This is a genomic window from Bacteroides sedimenti, assembly GCF_040365225.1.
In the GTDB taxonomy this organism is placed as follows: Bacteria; Bacteroidota; Bacteroidia; order Bacteroidales; family Bacteroidaceae; genus Bacteroides; species Bacteroides sedimenti.
Genome location: NZ_AP028055.1, coordinates 1,231,012 through 1,250,230, shown reverse-complemented (window position 1 = coordinate 1,250,230; position 19,219 = coordinate 1,231,012). Strand labels below are relative to the sequence as shown.

The following is a 19,219-nucleotide window of genomic DNA, read 5'->3' as shown; positions in this document are numbered from 1 at the left end:
AAAAGTTTAATGACCATATATAAAATAGAATACCATGAATAACTTAAAAATTAAACCGATTGCATATTCGTTTAACAGTTTTCTGAAACAAAATGTAAACGGTGGAATGGTGCTTATGGTGGTAGCCGTCTTGGCTATGATTATTGCAAATTCACCTATAAGCGATGCGTATCTCTCAGTTTTAGACTATCCTGTCTCTTTCCAGGTTGGCGATTTTAATCTATTCAGTCACCATGGTGAACCCATGACCTTACTGGCTTTCATCAATGACGCACTGATGGCTGTCTTCTTTTTCTCGGTAGGTCTTGAAATCAAGCGTGAAGTTTTGGTGGGAGAATTATCCAGTATTCGTCAAGCTTTGCTCCCAATTATTGCCGCATGTGGTGGTATGATTATTCCGGTGATTATCTATTGTTTCATTGTACCTACTGCACCGGGAATTCACGGTATGGCAACTCCAATGGCTACCGATATCGCATTCTCTTTGGGCGTATTAAGCCTGTTAGGTAAACGTGTTCCTTTAAGTCTGAAGATTTTCCTGACAGCTTTCGCTGTGGTCGACGATATTGGCGGAATCATTGTAATTGCTCTCTTCTATGCTACTAATTTAGAAATGAGCTACATCCTTGCCGCTGCGGTTATTTTGGCTGTTATGCTTTATGCTAACAATAAACTCGGTATTGTGAACAAGGTGTTTTATATAACATTAGGAATAGTGGTATGGTACCTTTTCCTTCAGTCGGGCATTCATAGCACCGTTGCCGGTGTATTGGTTGCATTTACCATTCCGGCTAAGCCACATCTTAGAATAGGGAAGTACATTGAACGCATCCGCGAAAACATACATTCATTCCCTGAATCGGGAAAGGAGAGCATTATTCTGGAACATGAGCAACTGGAAAGATTAAAAAGCATTGAGTCGGCATCCGACCATGTAATTTCACCTTTGCAATCCATGGAAGATGCCCTTCAGGGTGCTGTGAACTACTTTATCATGCCGATATTTGCTTTTGCCAATGCAGGTGTTGTATTTTCAGGCGGAGGTGGTGAAGTGTTCGGCGATGTAACAGTGGGCGTTGCTCTTGGGTTACTGTTTGGTAAGTTCATTGGAATTTTCACATTTACCTGGATGACCATCAAGCTGAAAATAGCTAATATGCCCGATGGCATGTGCTGGAAGAGTCTGGCTGGTGTCTCCATGTTGGGTGGTATTGGCTTTACAGTGGCCCTGTTTATTGCCACACTCTCGTTTGGAGGTGCCCAACCGGTGTTGTTGAATCAGGCTAAGTTGGGAATTATCTGCGGAACGGTTCTTTCCGGAATTATCGGTTATCTGTATCTGCACAGGGTTCTTCCGGAGAATAACAACAATCATATTGCGGAATAAACCGGTTATCATAACCTTTACTGCTTGGCCAATAGTGTTAGAGCAGGGGATAAAAAATAAAGAGAGCAGCCTATCGGGTTGCTCTCTTTATTTTTTGTTCTTTATCATGCCGGTATTTGCCTTTGCCAATGCGGGTGTTGTGTTTTCAGGCGGAGGCGGTGAGGTGTTTGGTGAGGTAACAGTGGGCGTTGCTCTTGGATTACTGTTTGGTAAGTTCATTGGAATTTTCACGGGGTGGGCACTATTGATAACTACATGCCACTAATTATCTGCATCTTACGAATGCTTAAGTCAAACGATGCATTTGTAATAGCTACATGGTACTAATCCCCAAAGAATTAATTTTTAGAAGTCACGCAAGTCGCGCAAGTCACGCAGAAGCGTTGTAATGCATTGTATTTCAAGAGGGTATGGGTGTGTGACTTTCTGCGCGACTTCAAAAAAAGTCACGCAGTGGTAATAGGGGGATTGTGTAAAGATAAAAGTGCGATTATAAAGCGTTAAACTCTTGTATATAAATTGTTTAATGCGTTTTGTTCTGATGTAATGTTTTATAATATTGTCTTTTATGAAAGATAAAGCTGAAGATGCGATGGTTGCTCGTCAAGATGATATTGAGAAAAAGCTGGCTTTATTCTTGAAAGGCCAACGTAGATGTTCGATGCTGAGCATCAAGCGACTATACGATGAGGCTTATTGAATTCTTATCAAGGCGAAATTTATGGATACTCCTGCTTATAATTTTTCTGTTGATATGTCTTGCCGGCTCCACCCGGGTCTACACAGCCCGTACACCCGGATGTACGGCATCGGTACACCCGGATGGAGGGGTGCGGTACACCCGGGTGTACGGAGAAATTGTTCGGCAAAAAATATTTAATTCACGCCGTTATTCCTCGTCTATCTCGGTAAGAGGAAGAATCTTCTGAGATTGTTCTGTCGGCAATGCCTCTACATCCCTTAATCTTCTTTCAATGGCGCGGGTGCGTTTTCCCATTACCTCTTCCAGCTGATTGCCCGCTGTTTGCAGGTTGTTCTGCACCTTTTTAAGCATTCCGCCAAAATTGGCAAACTCTGTTTTTACGGCTCCCAGAACTGTCCATACTTCGCTTGTACGTTTCTGGATGGCTAAAGTGCGGAAGCCCATCTGCAGACTGTTTAGTATGGCTCCGAGTGTAGTGGGGCCGGTTACCATAATTTTGTAATCCTTTTGCAAAGATTCGATAAGGGCTGTGCGCCTTAGAATTTCGGCGTATATGTTTTCAGAAGGCAGGAAAAGGATGGCAAAGTCCGTTGTGAACGGTGGGTCGATGTACTTGTCGTGTATATCTTTTGCCATCTTCTTGATGGTAGCTTCCAGTTGCTTGGAGGTGGAATCAACCAATGACGCATCGCCTGCCTCGAAGGCATCGTAGTACTGCTCGTAGGAATCCTTGGGGAATTTGGCGTCAATGGGCAGGTAGATAATTTCGTTTGAATCGTCTTTACCCGGCAGTTTGATGGCATACTCAACAAATCCGTTTCCGCTTTTCTTTGTCTTGACGTTAGCCTCGTACTGTTCGGGGCTCATCATTTGCTCGAGTAAAGCCCCCAGCTGCACCTCTCCGAATGTTCCGCGTGTCTTGACATTGCTAAGCACCTTTTTCAGTCCTCCCACATCCTGTGCCAGCGATTTCATTTCGCCCAAGCCTTTCTGTACGTTTTCCAGTTGAGTACGTACCATTTCGAACGACTGACCGATACGCTCGTTCAGGGTTTTCTGCAGTTTCTCTTCCACCATCATGCGCATATCGTCCAAGCGCTTTTCGGTAGATTGAATCAGCGCTTCCTGTGTTTTACCCATTGCTTCGAACTTCTCTCTTTGCAGTTCGTTGCCGGTAATCAGGTTTTTATGAAGAGTATCCTGCATTTGCTGCATGGAAGTGTTGAGCGTGTTCGACAGTTCGGTCCGGAATTCCCTGATTGATTTGCTCAGTTCGTTGCGGTTCTCATAAGCCTGCTCCCTGAAGACATTCTCCAGCCGCTGGTTTAGTTCTCTGATTATGCTTTCCATCCGGTTGCTCTGTTCTTTTAGAGTCGCTTCCAGACGCTCGCTCTCTTCCCTATTTTTCCCTTTGCTTATCTGCAGGAAGAGAATCAGTAGCAGCAAAAGTATACATGCAATTAATAAAGTCAGTTCCATAATCTCATATATTAAATATTCTTGCAAAGATATACCTTTTTTATCTTTTGCCTTTTATGAACTATCTAAAAGATGTACCTTTGCACCCGATTGTCAGAATAGGGGTTTTCCTATATAAAAATGGGGATTATCTCCGCTTGGAAGAGATTTCTTTCCACATTTTTGTATATCATTTATTAAACACAAATAACAAATTATATTTATAACCCCCTAAAACTAAAATCGTATGAAGACGAAGAATTTAATGAAATTGTTTCTTATACTAGTGGCAACTATCAGCTTGTCGGCTTGTGATGAATGGAATAACGGCATTGAACGCAACTCTACACAGGCGTTGTGCTCAAAAATATGGGTGGAGACTTATACCACTTCCGACCATTATTATTGCACACATAAGCTTTCTTTCAATCCGCAGGGAAACGGTCAGGAGATATTTATATACAACACTCTGGACCTGAATAACAAACCTCTGCCAACTGTGGCTAAAACAATTTCCTATAGTTTTACTTGGGAATGGGATAATGACAACATGGAGTGTCTAATAATGAATTACGGGAATAATGATATTCTTTACTTTGAGAATGTCTGGGTAAGAAATGATTATCTGTCAGGCAAGCTCAATGGTGAGAATGTGACTTTTAATAATGCTAATTTATAATAGGAATGTATAAACTTTTAGTACTCGACTTAGATGGTACGCTAACCAATTCGCAAAAGAAGATAACCGGAAAAACCAAAGAAGCAATTCGGAAAGCTCAGGAAAAAGGAATAAAAGTGGTTCTGGCTTCCGGAAGACCGACTTATGGCATTGTTCCTTTGGCAAACGAGTTGCGCCTGGATACGTTGGGAGGCTATATCCTGTCATACAACGGCGGAGAGATAATCGACTGGAAAACCAAAGAGGTGCTTCATGCCCGACAGCTCGATCCGCAGGTGCTGCCATATTTATACAAGAGTGCTAAAAAGAATGATTTTGCCATTATTACCTACCAGAATCAGTTTATCATCACAGAGTCGCCCGATGATATCTATGTGCACAAAGAGGCTTTTCTGAATAAGATGGAGATTAAAAAGGTAGAGAACTTCCTCTCTTACGTCGATTATCCGGTATCTAAATGCCTTATAACCGGTGAAAGCGAGCAATTGATGGCACTTGAGAAAGAGATGAACCATTACCTGAAGGGAACGATGGGTGTTTTTCGTTCTGAACCGTTCTTCCTGGAGTTGGTGCCAAACGGAATTGATAAAGCACAATCACTTGGTATATTGCTTGAGAAGCTGGGCATGACTGCAGACGAGATGATGGCTTGTGGAGATGGATTTAATGATTTGTCGATGATTCAGTTTGCCGGACTGGGTGTGGCCATGGGTAATGCACAGTTAATAGTCAGGCAGCAGGCCGATTTTATCACTTTGTCGAACGAAGAAGACGGGGTAGCCCATGTGGTAGAACGCTTTTTACTGTAATGTTAAGGTTTGTATAATAAGCATCCGGAATAAATACAAAATGAGAGACTCTCTTTTTTATAGAGAGTCTCTCGTTTTTTGTTAGAAATTTGAATCAAATGTAAATGTATAGTTAGGTAAAAGCAGAAAATTATCTTCTTAAACAAAAATGCACTGTTTATTACTAAACAATGCATTACTATAAAAAGTTCGATTAGATCGAATTGTTTTCAAAAATTTCTAAAAAACGAGTGTGCGTTCTCTTCTTATTCCTGTTCGTTCTCTGCTTTTTTTGCTCCAGATTCCTTAATAAGCAGCTTTCTGAAAGCGCTTGGATACTGAACTTCAAAAGACATGATTTTACCTGTTATCGGGTGGTAGAATTTGAGTTTAAAAGCGTGCAGAGCCAGTCGGCCAATCGGATTGTTTCCATCTCCATATTTCACGTCGCCAATTACCGGATGTTTCAAGTCCTGCATATGCACACGAATCTGATTCTTTCTTCCTGTTTCCAGTTCCAATTCCACCAAAGAATAGCCATTAGCACGCTTGATGGTCTTATAATGCGTAATTGCTTTATCTCCACCATTATTGCTCATGCTTGAGTAGGTGACAAACATTTTGTTGTCCTTCAGCCATGAAGTGATTGTACCGAAATCTTTTTCTATTTCACCTGAAAGAACTGCCACATATTTTCTGTCTATAACAATCTCGTCCCAATAGTCCTGCAAAGTGAACTTTGTTTTCTCATCCTTTGCAAAGACCATTAATCCCGAAGTGTCCTTATCAAGACGGTGAACAATGAAAACGCGGCGATTCTTTCCCGAGCGTTGCACATATTCGTTCAGTATGGAATGAGCCGTGCGCTCTTTCTGCTTGTCTGTCCCAATTGATAATAATCCTTCTCTCTTGTCAATCACAATAATGTATGGGTCTTCGTAAACCAGCTTCAGCAAACTGCTTGTAAATTCCTTTTTGCCTTTTTCTTTGCTTACGGTTACCTTCATCCCGGGACGGAGTTCGAAGTTGTATTGAGTGGTAATCTTATTATCAACCATCACTTGACGCTTAGCCAGTAAAGACTTTGCTGCAGTGCGACTTATGCCACTGAATTTATTCATAAGGAACGTCATCAGCTCACAAGGCTCACTCACTTTCAAAACATTCATGCTAGCCTTTATGCGTTCTGCCGGCGTACTTTTTCTGCTCTTTTTCATTTCGGGATTTATTTATCTCTTTTCCAGTAAAACAACATTCTCTACATGGTGTGTATGGGGGAACATATCTACCGGCTGAACAGCTGTCAGTTTGTATTTTGCATCCAATAATGAAAGGTCGCGTGCTTGTGTAGCCGGGTTGCAGCTTACATAAACAATGCGTTGAGGCTCGGCAAACAGAATAACGTCAACAACATCCTGGTGCATTCCGGCACGAGGAGGGTCGGTAATAATAACATCCGGGCGTCCGTACTGGTTGATAAAGTCCTGTGTCAGCATATCTTTCATATCTCCGGCAAAGAAAAGGGTGTTTTTAATGCCGTTAATCTCAGCGTTGATTTTTGCATCTTCTATCGCTTCAGGAACATATTCAATACCTATTACCTGTTTTGCCTGTTTTGAAACAAAGTTTGCAATTGTTCCTGTACCGGTATATAAGTCGTATACAAGTTCATTGCCTGTAAGTCCGGCAAAATTCCGGGCTATTTTATATAGGTTGTATGCCTGGTCTGAATTAGTTTGGTAGAATGATTTCGGGCCGATTTTAAATTTTAGGCCTTCCATTTCTTCAAATATATGATCGTTTCCTTTGTAAACACATATATCCAGGTCGGTGATGGTATCGTTGCACTTGTTGTTTACCACGTACATCAACGAAGTTATTTCGGGGAACTGTTCCGCTACGAAGGCCAATAATTTCATGAACAGGTCCATTTCCTGCTCTTCCACTATTTTGCAGGCAAGAATAACCATCAATTCGCCGGTGGTCGATGTACGAACCATCATATTGCGAAGCATGCCTTCCTGAGTTCTTAGGTTGAAGAAAGAGTAGTTATGCTTGTATGCGTAATCGCGAATGGCGTTTCTGATTCTGTTCGAGATATCATCCTGCAGCCAACATTTCTCAATAGCGAGCACTTTGTCGAAAGCTCCCGGAATATGGAATCCAACAGCATTCATCTGGTCATAGACAACCCCTTGTTTTACCTCTTCATAGGTAAGCCAGCGTTTGTTTGAAAAGGTAAATTCAAGTTTATTGCGATAAAAGGTCGTTTTCTCCGAACCAAGAATAGGAGAGACCTCGGGCATGTCAATCTTGCCAATGCGGGTAAGGTTGTCTACTACTTGTTTTTGTTTGTATTTAATTTGCTCCTCGTAAGGAAGGCATTGCCATTTACAGCCACCACATACGCCATAGTGCTCGCAAAAAGGAGTTGCCCGTACTGGGGAATATTCATGGAAATGCACAGCTTCGGCTTCGGCATAATGATGCTTTCTCTTTTTAATCTTCAGATCAACTACATCACCCGGTACCACATACGGTACAAATACGACCCAGTCATTTACTTTTGCGATGGCTTTACCTTCGGCAGCCACATCTGTTATTGTTACCTTCTCAAGTATAGGAAGATCTTTTGTTTTACGCGACACGTTGTATGAGTTTTAAATAATTACGCAAAAGTACACTTTTTGACTGAGCTTTTTGTTATATATTCCTCGAAAAGGTGCGAATACAAAGAAAAAACACAATTGTTATGTATATTTTTCATAAAAAGTTTTCATTTATTTAAAATATAATTAGATTTGTAGGCAATTCGAAGAACACATTTGAACTTATAATTTAATACTTATGGATAAGAAACGAGTTTATACCTTTGGTAACGGTCAAGCTGAAGGCAAGGCCGAAATGAAAAACCTTTTAGGAGGTAAAGGGGCCAATCTGGCTGAGATGAATTTAATCGGTGTACCAGTGCCTCCCGGATTTACTATCACAACAGAAGTGTGCACAGAATACTACGAACTGGGAAGAGAAAAAGTGGTAGAATTACTTAAAGATGAAGTAGAGAAAGCGGTAGCTAAAGTCGAAATATTGATGAAATCCAAATTCGGTGATGTGGAAAATCCTTTGCTGGTTTCAGTACGCTCAGGAGCTAGAGCTTCCATGCCTGGTATGATGGATACCATTTTGAATTTAGGATTGAATGATGAAGTGGTTGAAGGTTTAACTCGTAAAACAGGTAATGCTCGTTTTGCATGGGATTCATATAGACGTTTCGTTCAGATGTATGGCGACGTAGTTCTAGGCATGAAACCTACCAATAAAGAAGATATCGATCCTTTTGAAGCGATTATCGAAGAGGTAAAAGAAGCAAAAGGAGTGAAGCTGGACAATGAACTGGAAGTAGCTGACCTGAAAGAACTGGTTAAGAAATTTAAAGCTGCAGTGAAGAAACAGACTGGACACGACTTCCCGACTTGTGCTTACGAACAGCTTTGGGGAGCCATCTGTGCTGTATTTGATTCCTGGATGAACGAACGTGCTATTCTTTACAGAAAGATGGAAGGAATTCCGGCAGAATGGGGAACAGCTGTTAGTGTTCAGGCTATGGTATTCGGTAACATGGGCGATACTTCTGCTACAGGCGTTTGTTTCTCGAGAGATGCAGGAAACGGAGAAGACTTGTTTAACGGTGAATACCTGATTAATGCTCAGGGCGAAGACGTTGTAGCAGGTATCCGTACTCCGCAACAGATTACTAAGATTGGTTCTCAGCGCTGGGCACAACTGGCCGGCGTTTCAGAAGAGGAACGTGCAGCAAAATATCCTTCTATGGAGGAAGCTATGCCCGAAATCTATAAAGAACTAGATGCTCTTCAAACAAAACTCGAAAATCATTACCGCGATATGCAGGATATGGAATTTACCGTACAGGAAGGCAAACTTTGGTTCCTTCAGACTCGTAACGGTAAACGTACCGGTGCTGCAATGGTGAAAATCGCAATGGATTTACTCAAACAGGGAATGATTGATGAAAAAACTGCGTTGAACCGTGTGGAGCCTAATAAACTGGACGAACTTCTTCACCCTGTATTTGATAAAGCAGCCTTGAAAAATGTTAAGGTTATTGCCAAAGGCTTACCGGCATCACCGGGTGCTGCGACCGGACAGATTGTTTTCTTTGCAGATGATGCTGCTAAATGGCATGCTGATGGTCAAAAAGTGGTAATGGTTCGCGTGGAAACTTCTCCCGAAGACCTAGCCGGTATGGCAGTTGCCGAAGGTATCCTTACAGCTCGTGGAGGTATGACATCACATGCCGCTGTTGTTGCCCGCGGAATGGGAAAATGTTGCGTGTCGGGTGCCGGAGCTTTGAATATTGATTATAAGGCAAGAACTTTAGAGGTTGATGGCGTTCTGCTTAAAGAAGGTGATTTTATCTCTATTAATGGTACTACAGGAGAAGTATACGAAGGTAAAGTTGCAACTAAAGCGGCTGAACTTTCGGGCGACTTTGCCGAATTAATGTCATTGGCTGATAAGTACACCCGTCTGAAAGTAAGAACAAATGCCGATACTCCTCATGATGCTGAAGTAGCACGCAAATTTGGTGCGATTGGTATTGGGCTGTGCCGCACTGAACACATGTTCTTTGAAGGAGAAAAGATTAAAGCAATGCGTGAAATGATTCTTTCTGAAACTGCAGAAGGTCGCGAAGCTGCATTAGCTAAGATTCTTCCATATCAAAAGGCCGACTTTAAGGGAATATTCAAAGCAATGGAAGGTTGCCCTGTAACCGTTCGTCTGCTCGATCCTCCTTTGCATGAGTTTGTTCCTCACGATGATAAAGGACAATTGGAAATGGCTGAAACCATGGGAGTTTCATTGAAATATATCAAGCAGAGAGTAGAGGCACTCCATGAACAAAATCCGATGCTTGGTCACCGCGGTTGCCGTTTGGGAAATACCTATCCTGAAATCACACGAATGCAAACACGTGCTATTCTAGGAGCTGCGCTCGAATTGAAAAAAGAAGGAGTAACTGCCTACCCCGAAATTATGGTTCCACTTACAGGTTTGCTGCCTGAATTTAAAGAACAGGAAAATGTAATTCGCGAAGAGGCTGCAGCATTGTTTAAAGAAATGGGTGACAGTATTAACTTTACTGTTGGAACCATGATTGAGGTGCCACGTGCGGCCCTAACTGCCGAACGGATTGCGCAAGGTGCTGAATTCTTCTCTTTCGGAACAAATGACCTTACTCAGATGACCTTTGGATATTCACGTGACGACGTAGCTTCCTTCCTGCCAATTTATTTGGAGAAGAAAATTCTGCAGGTGGATCCGTTCCAGGTTCTTGACCAAAACGGTGTGGGCCAGTTAGTTAAGATGGCTGTGGAAAAAGGCCGTTCTGTTCGTCCAGAACTGAAATGCGGTATCTGTGGTGAGCATGGTGGCGAACCATCTTCAGTTAAGTTCTGTCATAGAGTAGGTCTCGACTATGTGAGTTGTTCTCCGTTCCGTGTACCTATTGCACGTCTTGCAGCAGCTCAGGCAGCAATTGAAGCATAAAATATTATTGTACAAATTGGTATTATATAAGTTAGTTAGTTTATAGCATTTAAGCTATTATGGTTAAAAGGGATTCCCTGATGAAGGGCGTCCCTTTTTGCATAATGCACGATCAATAATTTTGTTGTGTTAGCCTGTAACTAAATAAATGACTGACATTTTTTTATGTTGTCAAAATCAGATTGAAATGAAAATTCAAATTGTAATTCAATCATATTACATCTGTTTTCAATATAATAATCTGTTTAAGACATATTTATTAACGCTGTTGTTTATTATTTTGTAAATTTTATTGTTTATTAAAAAACAATTGTTACATTTGAGAACTCTATTTACAATTTTTATTCTCAAATATCAAGTTTCAATAATCAATTTAATTGTAAGACTATGAAAAAAAGTTTGATTTTTGTATTGTTTTCGTTGTTTTCACTTGCCGGATTCTCTCAGGTATCTTGGAACGCTAAAGCTGGAATGAATATGAGCAACTGGTCGGGAGATAATGATACTAAAATGAAAGTTGGTTATAAACTGGGCGTGGGCATGGAATATGCGTTCGATAAAGCCTGGTCATTACAACCATCTTTGTTTTTATCATCCAAAGGTGCAAAAGTAGATGCTGCCATTGCTCCGTCTGAGGATATTCCTTCAGGATTAGGTTTAAATATGACAGTCAATCAGCTTTACCTTGAATTACCGATTAATGCGCAGGTCCGATTCGCAGTTTCAGAAGGCATGAATATTGTGCTGGCTGCCGGTCCTTACCTTGCGTATGGTGTGGGAGGTAATACAACAGTTAAAGCTAAGGTAAACGGAGTAGAAGTTAAGGAATCACGAGGAACCTTTTCCAGTAGCGATGTTGACATCGACCGTTTTGATGCCGGATTTGGCATAGGTGCATCTCTTGAAATAAAGAAGTTTATTGTTGGAGTTGATGGACAGTGGGGAGCTATCAAACTGAACAGTGAAAATGAAGCACCAAAGAACATAAACTTCTCCATCTGCGTTGGATATAAATTCTAAAAACTATTAAAAATATGTTGTATAACATATTTTGTTGTTGTATAATTTGCGATATACCTTATCAATCCTTATCTTTGCATAACTGAAAGGATAAAATAATTTTTTGACAGAGAATACTATGAACACAGCTTCTGGTATTCTCTGTTTTTTTATGAGGTTTTTAATAGTTAATATTTAAGGTATGAAGCGTTTTTTAATTTTGGTATTGGCAGCGTTGGGCTTGTCAACTGTTTCGTTTGCAGACAATTCGAGTACAAAAGTAACAACAAGCTTTTCAAATAGTTTTATTCATAAGATGAATAATAAAACAACATTTGAAGGCATTGCTGATTTTTTAGACATGAGCTATCACCAGAAAGATGTGATGCGTTACATTTTCTCCGAAGCACAAAAGGTTATGACAAAGGAATCTGAAAAAGGAGCATCTGTAAAAGAGGCTGCTGAGAAGGCAATATACTTTAATCTTGGAAATGCAAGACAAGTCTTGTCAAGAGGACAGTATCTCAAATTTGTAGGTCTAATTAATCTAACTGTTTACAATGAAAACAATGATCAGCTGTTATATGAGTAATGAGCAGATTAATAATGTATTCAGCAAAAAAAGAAGGAGATTTTATACTAAAGACTCCTTCTTTTTTTATTTAATAAAATGAATGTAAATTAATCGGCCATCTCTTTCAACTTCTTGAAATGCCTAATTACTCCTTGGTAGTCCTGATCGTTGCGACTATCAAACTTTCCCCAGAGGTCGCCCAAAATGGCTGCTCCTCCAAAGCCAAAGTCTTTCACTTGTAGTATATTCTCAACTGTAATGCCGCCCAGCGCTATAACATTCTTATCGATAATGCCTTCTTTGGCGGCATATCTCAACTCTTCTGCAGTATATTTTGAAGGATAGTTCTCTTTGGTGATACTGTCAAATACTGGACTCATGAAAACATAGTCATAGGATCCCTTCTTGATTCTGACCTCTTCGGTTGAATGGCACGAACAACTGATGTGTCCGGAGTAGTTATCCGGAACGTTGGGGTTGCGGGAATTCAGGTGAATGCCCATCAGTCCAAATTCCTCTTTCAGATAAAAGTGGTCGTGCGTTACAATTCTTTTGTGGTACTTCTCGGGAATTAACGACAAAAGCCGTTCCGAATAAAGTGCCGAAGCTTCCGGCTTTCTCAAGTGGAGAATATCCAGCCCTTCCTCAAATAGCGCAGTGATAATCTGGTCTTCTTGTGTAAAGAAATTGGGGGTCGTTACAACTATAATTTTCATTTCCTTTTTTAAATAACAGTGCAAAGTTAACAATAACTACCTTAGCATGAGTTTATTTAAAGTGAAATAATGTTACTCTGCAAGGTTAGCAGGTCAATGCTCCAAAGCTTCCCGTCCAACAAATTGCCGGCCCCGCAGATTAGCTTGATTACCTCTGTGGCTTCAACGCTCCCGGTAATGGCAGGAGTCACCCCAATAACCCCTTTCCCGGGCGAAGGCATGCTCATCATAGCCTGCTCGTCGGGGAAGAGGTCGCGGTAATTCTTTCCGCTTTTGTGATTAAAGACGGAGACTTGTCCTTCCCAGCCATAAATGGCACCGTATACATAGGGCTTTCCCAGCTTTACGCAGGTGTCGTTTATCAGATAGCGGGTGGCAAAGTTGTCGCATCCGTCCACTACTATATCATACAAATCTATGATCTCTTCTGCATTTTCGGCTGTGAGATTATACGGATAAGCGTTTATCGTGACTTCCGAGTTAAGCGAAAGCAACTTTTCACGGGCGCAAATCACCTTTGTTTCATCCAATCCACCTTCTGTATAAAGAACCTGGCGTTGCAGATTGGTAAGACTTACCCTGTCTCCGTCTGCAATTCCCAACGTTCCTATACCTGCAGCAGTGAGGTAGAGGGCGATGGGAGAGCCCAATCCACCCACACCCACAATTAATACCGATGCGTTTTTTAGCTTTGCCTGACCCTCTTTTCCTATATCTGGAAGTATGGTCTGCCTGTCGTATCTCATCATTATTTTATTTTTATTTGTTTATTATTGTCCGCTTATAATTTTCAGAATAGTACCTAAGCTGTCAATTTGCAATTTGTTATACAGCTTCCCGATAAACGGGGGGATATCCTTTCAAATGCATCTATAAATCAATTAATCGAGTAGGTTTGCCGGGCAGGAATATTATTTTTTCAAAGAATAATCAGTTTTCCTTTTTCCGGATATTGAAAGCCTATTTATCAAATGGTTTTCCCCGATCTCTTTTAAAAACGGAAAGAGCAAGTTCGGAATGCTATTCACGATTCTTTGCCGGCGCAGGGCGAAAAGGCAGTAAGCAAACGCTCCAAGTTTGAGGGATTAAACATGAATCTGCCGCGAAATGGAGTACAAACCTTTTGGATGAACGCCCCAGATATGCTGGGCTAAATCCGGTTCTTTGCCGGCGCAGGACGAAAAACCGGATTTTATAATCAAGGATCAACCTCCAGCATCCGTTGTATTGCTCGATCACAACAATTGATACATCAGGATAAGCCCTGAAGTTCCGTTTGCCATATACCGTTTTTATACCTGTTTTCACCTGTCAAAAACCTGGTCCCAATCCTTCCAAACCGGTTCGCGTCCTAGCAGTTTAAGATCCTTTTCCACCTGAACCGCCGTGCGGTTATCATTGATGGCAAACTGCTCCAACGCCTGTGGATAGCTGTAGTATCCGCCCGGCTCCGTTTTACTTTCTGCACTCATGGTGGTTACTCCAAGTGTTGCCATGTTGTTTCGGAACTCGGCGCTCTCACGCGTGGAATAGGAGATGTCCACATCACGATCGAAGATACGGAAGGCGAAGGTAAGCTGGGCAAGTTCCCGATCGCTCATCGCTACATTGGGCTGGAAGTGTCCTTCGGAGGGGCGCATCCGCGGGAAGTTGACGCTGTATTTCGTCTTCCAGTAATGTTTTTGCAGGTAACGCAGGTGATGTGCCATCATGGTTACATCCGTGCGCCAGTCTTCCAGACCGATAAGTACACCCATGCCAATTTTGTGTACGCCGGCTTGTCCCATGCGGTCGAACCCGTTTACCCGCCATTCAAACTTCGATTTCATCCCCTTCGGGTGATAAATTTTGTAGTTGGCCTTGTTGTAGGTTTCCTGAAAGCAGATTACCCCGTTTAGGCCCGAATGGATGAGGCGTTCGTACTCATCCGCCTTCAGAGGCATCACCTCAATCTGCAGGTTCGAGAAGTAGGGCTTTGCCAGCTGAAGCGCCCTTTCGATATGCCCCACACCGGCTGCTGCCGGATTTTCGCCGGTAACCAGCAGTAGATTCTCGAACGGCGCCAGCTTCTTGATTGCCTTGAACTCGTTCTCGATTTCCTCTTCCGTAAGGATAACCCTGGCAATGGGGTTGTTGTGCTGAAATCCGCAGTAGATGCAGTGGTTGGTGCACGAGTTGGTGATATAGAGCGGCACAAACATGGAGATGGTTTTGCCAAAACGTTGCAAGGTGTATTGGCGGCTTAGCTGTGCCATCACCTCCAGATAGGGCTCGGCGGCAGGAGAAATAAGTGCCATGAAATCGTTTACATCCAGGTGCTCTTTGGAAAGAGCGCGTTCCACATCGGTGGAAGTCTTTGCGTAAATGGCTTTTGTGGAGTCATTCCAGGAAATCTTTTCTAGTACTTCTGAAAACATTGCTGTTATGTTATTAAATTCCTGTACAAAAGAATGCAATCTTTTGTACAGAAGATTGTTTTGTTTTGTACAGAAGAATGCATTCTTCTGTACAAGATAATTTTAATATAACCTGTAAGATCCTGAATCTTCTTCGGATGGTTTGCAAACCTCCTGATAAGAGATTATATCTATCCAGAGGATGTTTTAATTTATCCTTTAAGAATCCAAACCTCCTTGGATGATTTCAAATCTTCTTCGGGAGAGATTATTTAGCACAATCTTTCAGGTCGCGCGAGAGGCGCATCGCGCAGAAATTGGGTCCGCACATGGTGCAATACTGCCCCTCTTCATGTACATTTTGCTTATAGTACTCCAAAGCCCTTTCCGGGTCGAGCGACAAGTTGAACTGGTCTTTCCAGCGGAATTCGTATCGTGCCTTGCTCAGAGCGTTATCACGCACCTCAGCACCGGGGAAACCTTTGGCCAGGTCGGCGGCATGTGCGGCAATCTTGTAGGTGATTACCCCCACGCGCACATCTTCTTTGTCGGGCAGCCCCAGATGTTCCTTGGGGGTTACGTAGCAAAGCATCGCCGTTCCCAACCAGGCTATCTGCGCACCGCCAATGGCGCTGGTAATGTGGTCGTAACCCGGAGCAATGTCCGTGGTGAGCGGGCCGAGCGTATAGAAAGGTGCATCGTGGCAGGCGGATATCTGGCGCTCCATGTTCTCGCGGATTTTGTGCATTGGCACGTGTCCCGGTCCTTCGATAAAGGCCTGCACGTTGTGCTTCCAGGCACGTTGCACCAGCTCGCCCAGTGTATCTAGCTCGGCAAACTGAGCCTCATCGTTGGCATCGTGGATGCTTCCCGGACGCAGACCGTCGCCCAGCGAAATGGCCACGTCGTACTGTGCCAGGATTTCGCAGATATCGTCAAAGTGATCGTACAGAAAACTCTCCCGGTTGTGAACCAAGCACCATTTCGACATGATGGAACCGCCGCGCGACACAATGCCTGTGAGGCGTTTCTCGGCCAAGTGCACGTTGTGCAGGCGAATGCCGGCATGGATCGTGAAGTAATCCACCCCTTGTTCGCACTGTTCGATGAGCGTATCACGGTAAATTTCCCAGGAGAGCTCTTCCACCTTGCCTTCCACCTTCTCCAATGCCTGATAGATGGGTACTGTACCCACCGGAACAGGGCAGTTGCGCACAATCCATTCGCGGGTTTCGTGAATGTTGCCGCCGGTAGAGAGGTCCATCAGCGTATCGCCTCCCCAACGGCATGACCAGACTGCCTTTTCCACCTCTTCCTCAATGCCCGAGGAGGTGGCCGAGTTGCCGATGTTTGTGTTGATCTTCACCCTGAAGTTGCGGCCGATAATCATGGGCTCCGCCTCGGGATGGTTGATGTTGACCGGAAGAACCGCCCGTCCTTCGGCAATTTCCCGACGGACAAACTCGGGTGAGATGTGCGATTCTATCCCCAGTTCCGCATTGTTCTGGTTCTCGCGGATGGAAACATACTCCATTTCGGGTGTGATGATGCCTTGCTTGGCATAATACATCTGCGAAACCTGCTTTCCGGCTTTCGCCCGGTAAGGCAGTTCGATGTGTTCAAACCGCAGGGAGTCCAGACTTTTGTCGGCCCGGCGCATACGTCCGTACTGAGAAGTGATGTCGCTCAACTGTTCTACATCGCCGCGTTCCATAATCCACGGCTCGCGCAGGCGGGGGAGGCCTTTCTTCAGATCAATCTGAATGGTGGGATCGGTAAACGGACCGCTGGTGTCGTACACAACCACATCGTCGTTCTTCTGAAAGAGCCTTTCGCCATTGACAACCTCAACGGTATCGGTCAGCTTTATCTTGCGCATCGCCACCTTGATGGGGTGCAACACCCCGTTTATATATACTTTTTCTGAATTCGGGAAAGGAGTTCTTGTTATTTCACTATTCATAATCGGGCTCTGGTTACTTTATACATTTAAAAAACTGGTTAGCGGACTGCTTGCCTGTGCGATGAGGCCCGGAGCGGCTAATTGAGATTCGTATGCCATTTTTCCCGCCTCAACGGAAAGTCTGAATGCTTTTGCCATCTCCACCGGATTGCCGGCAACGGCAATTGCCGTGTTTACCAACACTGCCGAGGCTCCCATTTCCATTGCTTCCGCCGCATGGCTCGGAGCGCCGATACCGGCATCAACCACAACGGGAATTCCCGCCTGCTCAATGATGATGCGGATAAAATCCCTGGTCTGCAACCCTTTGTTGGTCCCGATGGGTGCGCCCAGCGGCATTACAGTTGCGGCGCCTGCCTCCTCCAATTGCTTGCAGAGCACCGGGTCTGCCTGACAGTAGGGCAATACCACGAACCCCAGCTTCACCAGTTGTTCGGTTGCCTTCAGCGTTTCCACAGAATCGGGGAGAAGATAGCGAGGGTCGAGGTGAATCTCCAGTTTCAGCCAGTTGGTCCCGAAAGCTTCGCGTGCCATCTGAGCCGCGAAAACCGCCTCTTCCGCATTTCGCACGCCCGAGGTGTTGGGCAATAGTTGGATATGAGGGTGCGCAATGTGCTTCAGCATGTCATCCTCCTTGTTATCCATGTCGATGCGTTTCATGGCAACCGTCACCATTTCGCTGCCCGAAGCCAGGATGGCTTCCTCCATAATTTGGTTGGAGTTGAATTTTCCTGTTCCTAAGAATAGTCGGGAGTTAAACTCTCTCCCTGCAATAATCAATTTTTCCATTCTATTTTAGTTTTGTTTGTTCGTTTATTTATAATCATTGGCGCCCTGTGGAATTTTCAGAGCCGCCCTCATCTATTAATTATGGCTCGTTACATTGCTTTCTGATAAGCGGGAGCCTGCCATTTAAAATAGATCTATAAATCAAATGGTACTTATGATGGTAAAGCCTTGAAAGAAATTCTGTTACGGTTTTACTTTATCAATCTCTTCTATCCGTTGCCGAGCTTCTGCATAATTCTTGCAGTCTCCGTAACCGGATTTGCAGCCCGGAGGATGGTACCCGACAAAGCGATGCCCGATACACCGGTTGTTATAATGTCACCGATATCTTCGTACGTGATTCCTCCGATGGCCACCACCGGAACGGAGATTCCTTCGGCTCTCATTTGAGAAAGAATATTGGAATACCCCTCCAATCCAAGCAGCGGGCTTAGGTTCTTTTTCGTGGTGGTGTACCGAAATGGCCCCATGCCAATGTAGTCGGCTCCCACATCAACATGCCTCTTCACGTTTTCAAACGTGTTGGCAGTCCCGCCAATAATGAAGTTTTTGCCAAGAAACGCCCTGGCATGGGCAATGGGCATATCATTCAATCCCAGATGCACCCCGTCGGCCCCCAGCTTTTTCGCCAGTTCCACATGGTCGTCAATGATAAAGGTCGCCTTGTAATCCCGGCATAGCTTCATAATACGGATAGCTTCCGCCTCAATTGAATCGATAGGCGCCTCTTTCATTCGCAACTGAATCCATCGGCATCCACCTTCCAGCGCCATGCGTGCGGAGTCGTAATAGGAATATCGGTCGGTAAAGTGTGTGATAAACTGAAGTTTCATGGCCGTTATCCTCCACAAGCAGCTTTGATAATCACAACCTGGTCGTTCTCCTGAAGGAAAAACTGATGCCACTGTGTGCGGGGAACCATTTTATTATTCACGGCAATAGCAACTCCGGCTTGCGGCAGTTCCATTGTTTCAGAAAGTTGCTGGATGGACGATTGAGCCGAGAGCTCCATCTCCTGGTTGTTAACCTGTACTTTCATATTTACATCTTTAAATTGGGTAATACGTAAAAGTGTAAATACAAAGCGTGCAGCGATGAAGGAAGAATGTGTGAGTAACAATCCCTACGGCAGTACTAACTGCTTCAGGTTCTTAGGGTATAATCTCAGCCCTCTAACGGGGCACCCCTTTGTCTTTACG

18 protein-coding genes and 1 riboswitch are annotated in these 19,219 nt (G+C 43.6%); of the genes, 8 read left to right on the top strand and 10 right to left on the bottom strand.

The genetic code is table 11. The annotated features are described in order from the left end of the window. The first annotated feature begins 34 nt into the window (after positions 1–34). The 3 genes from nhaA (at position 35) to ABWU87_RS05030 (ending at position 2,087) form a co-directional block, all read left to right on the top strand. Positions 35–1,387 carry a Na+/H+ antiporter NhaA gene (gene nhaA, locus ABWU87_RS05040; RefSeq protein ID WP_353333844.1) on the top strand — a complete coding sequence of 451 codons (1,353 nt, stop codon included), beginning with the start codon at positions 35–37 and terminating at the stop codon, positions 1,385–1,387. Between the two features lie 34 nt (positions 1,388–1,421). Further along, complete coding sequence (locus tag ABWU87_RS05035; protein WP_434533917.1) at positions 1,422–1,652, top strand: Na+/H+ antiporter NhaA; 231 nt, start codon at positions 1,422–1,424, stop codon at positions 1,650–1,652. Between the two features lie 303 nt (positions 1,653–1,955). Further along, the gene (locus tag ABWU87_RS05030) at positions 1,956–2,087 is read left to right on the top strand and encodes a hypothetical protein (RefSeq protein ID WP_353333842.1); all 132 of its coding nucleotides are present in this window, start codon (positions 1,956–1,958) and stop codon (positions 2,085–2,087) included. A gap of 189 nt (positions 2,088–2,276) precedes the next feature. On the opposite strand, the gene ABWU87_RS05025 is transcribed toward ABWU87_RS05030, so the two are convergent. Continuing rightward, entirely contained in the window at positions 2,277–3,569 is a 1,293-nt protein-coding gene (locus ABWU87_RS05025; protein ID WP_353333841.1) for a DNA recombination protein RmuC, read from the bottom strand. Between the two features lie 226 nt (positions 3,570–3,795). Between ABWU87_RS05025 and ABWU87_RS05020 the strand changes: the two genes are divergently transcribed. Together ABWU87_RS05020 and ABWU87_RS05015 are read left to right on the top strand one after the other, a co-directional pair. Beyond that, a complete protein-coding gene (locus tag ABWU87_RS05020) occupies positions 3,796–4,227 on the top strand; it encodes a hypothetical protein (protein WP_353333839.1) in 432 nt (143 codons plus the stop codon). A 5-nt stretch (positions 4,228–4,232) separates the two neighbouring features. Next, on the top strand, positions 4,233–5,036 hold the full coding sequence (locus ABWU87_RS05015; protein ID WP_353333837.1) for a Cof-type HAD-IIB family hydrolase: 804 nt from the start codon (positions 4,233–4,235) through the stop codon (positions 5,034–5,036). Between the two features lie 245 nt (positions 5,037–5,281). On the opposite strand, the gene ABWU87_RS05010 is transcribed toward ABWU87_RS05015, so the two are convergent. Beyond that, positions 5,282–6,232: an RluA family pseudouridine synthase gene (locus tag ABWU87_RS05010; protein WP_353333835.1), complete on the bottom strand. Its 951-nt coding sequence runs from the start codon at positions 6,230–6,232 to the stop codon at positions 5,282–5,284. A gap of 12 nt (positions 6,233–6,244) precedes the next feature. Beyond that, positions 6,245–7,663, bottom strand: coding sequence for a 23S rRNA (uracil(1939)-C(5))-methyltransferase RlmD (rlmD, locus tag ABWU87_RS05005; protein WP_353333833.1), 1,419 nt, complete (start codon positions 7,661–7,663; stop codon positions 6,245–6,247). Positions 7,664–7,862: 199 nt separating this feature from the next. Between rlmD and ppdK the strand changes: the two genes are divergently transcribed. The 3 genes from ppdK to ABWU87_RS04990 all read left to right on the top strand — a co-directional run bounded on the left by ppdK (position 7,863) and on the right by ABWU87_RS04990 (position 12,174). After that, complete coding sequence (ppdK, locus tag ABWU87_RS05000) at positions 7,863–10,583, top strand: pyruvate, phosphate dikinase (protein WP_353333831.1); 2,721 nt, start codon at positions 7,863–7,865, stop codon at positions 10,581–10,583. 387 nt (positions 10,584–10,970) lie between these two features. Continuing rightward, positions 10,971–11,603, top strand: coding sequence for a porin family protein (locus ABWU87_RS04995; RefSeq protein ID WP_353333829.1), 633 nt, complete (start codon positions 10,971–10,973; stop codon positions 11,601–11,603). Positions 11,604–11,784: 181 nt separating this feature from the next. After that, positions 11,785–12,174, top strand: a complete 390-nt coding sequence (locus tag ABWU87_RS04990) for a hypothetical protein (protein ID WP_353333827.1) — start codon at positions 11,785–11,787, stop codon at positions 12,172–12,174. 89 nt (positions 12,175–12,263) lie between these two features. Here the strand turns inward: ABWU87_RS04990 and ABWU87_RS04985 are convergent, their stop codons facing one another. The 7 genes from ABWU87_RS04985 to thiS all read right to left on the bottom strand — a co-directional run bounded on the left by ABWU87_RS04985 (position 12,264) and on the right by thiS (position 19,059). Beyond that, positions 12,264–12,872: a thiamine phosphate synthase gene (locus tag ABWU87_RS04985; protein ID WP_353333825.1), complete on the bottom strand. Its 609-nt coding sequence runs from the start codon at positions 12,870–12,872 to the stop codon at positions 12,264–12,266. A gap of 56 nt (positions 12,873–12,928) precedes the next feature. Then, positions 12,929–13,618, bottom strand: a complete 690-nt coding sequence (locus tag ABWU87_RS04980) for a HesA/MoeB/ThiF family protein (RefSeq protein WP_353334418.1) — start codon at positions 13,616–13,618, stop codon at positions 12,929–12,931. A 558-nt stretch (positions 13,619–14,176) separates the two neighbouring features. Continuing rightward, on the bottom strand, positions 14,177–15,289 hold the full coding sequence (gene thiH, locus ABWU87_RS04975) for a 2-iminoacetate synthase ThiH (protein ID WP_353333824.1): 1,113 nt from the start codon (positions 15,287–15,289) through the stop codon (positions 14,177–14,179). 247 nt (positions 15,290–15,536) lie between these two features. Further along, complete coding sequence (thiC, locus tag ABWU87_RS04970; RefSeq protein ID WP_353333822.1) at positions 15,537–17,231, bottom strand: phosphomethylpyrimidine synthase ThiC; 1,695 nt, start codon at positions 17,229–17,231, stop codon at positions 15,537–15,539. 18 nt (positions 17,232–17,249) lie between these two features. After that, positions 17,250–18,020 carry a thiazole synthase gene (locus ABWU87_RS04965; protein ID WP_353333820.1) on the bottom strand — a complete coding sequence of 257 codons (771 nt, stop codon included), beginning with the start codon at positions 18,018–18,020 and terminating at the stop codon, positions 17,250–17,252. A 209-nt stretch (positions 18,021–18,229) separates the two neighbouring features. Next, positions 18,230–18,853 carry a thiamine phosphate synthase gene (locus ABWU87_RS04960; RefSeq protein ID WP_353333818.1) on the bottom strand — a complete coding sequence of 208 codons (624 nt, stop codon included), beginning with the start codon at positions 18,851–18,853 and terminating at the stop codon, positions 18,230–18,232. 5 nt (positions 18,854–18,858) lie between these two features. Then, positions 18,859–19,059, bottom strand: a complete 201-nt coding sequence (gene thiS, locus ABWU87_RS04955) for a sulfur carrier protein ThiS (protein ID WP_353333816.1) — start codon at positions 19,057–19,059, stop codon at positions 18,859–18,861. A gap of 64 nt (positions 19,060–19,123) precedes the next feature. After that, positions 19,124–19,218: riboswitch (TPP riboswitch) on the bottom strand. Position 19,219: the final 1 nt, after the last annotated feature.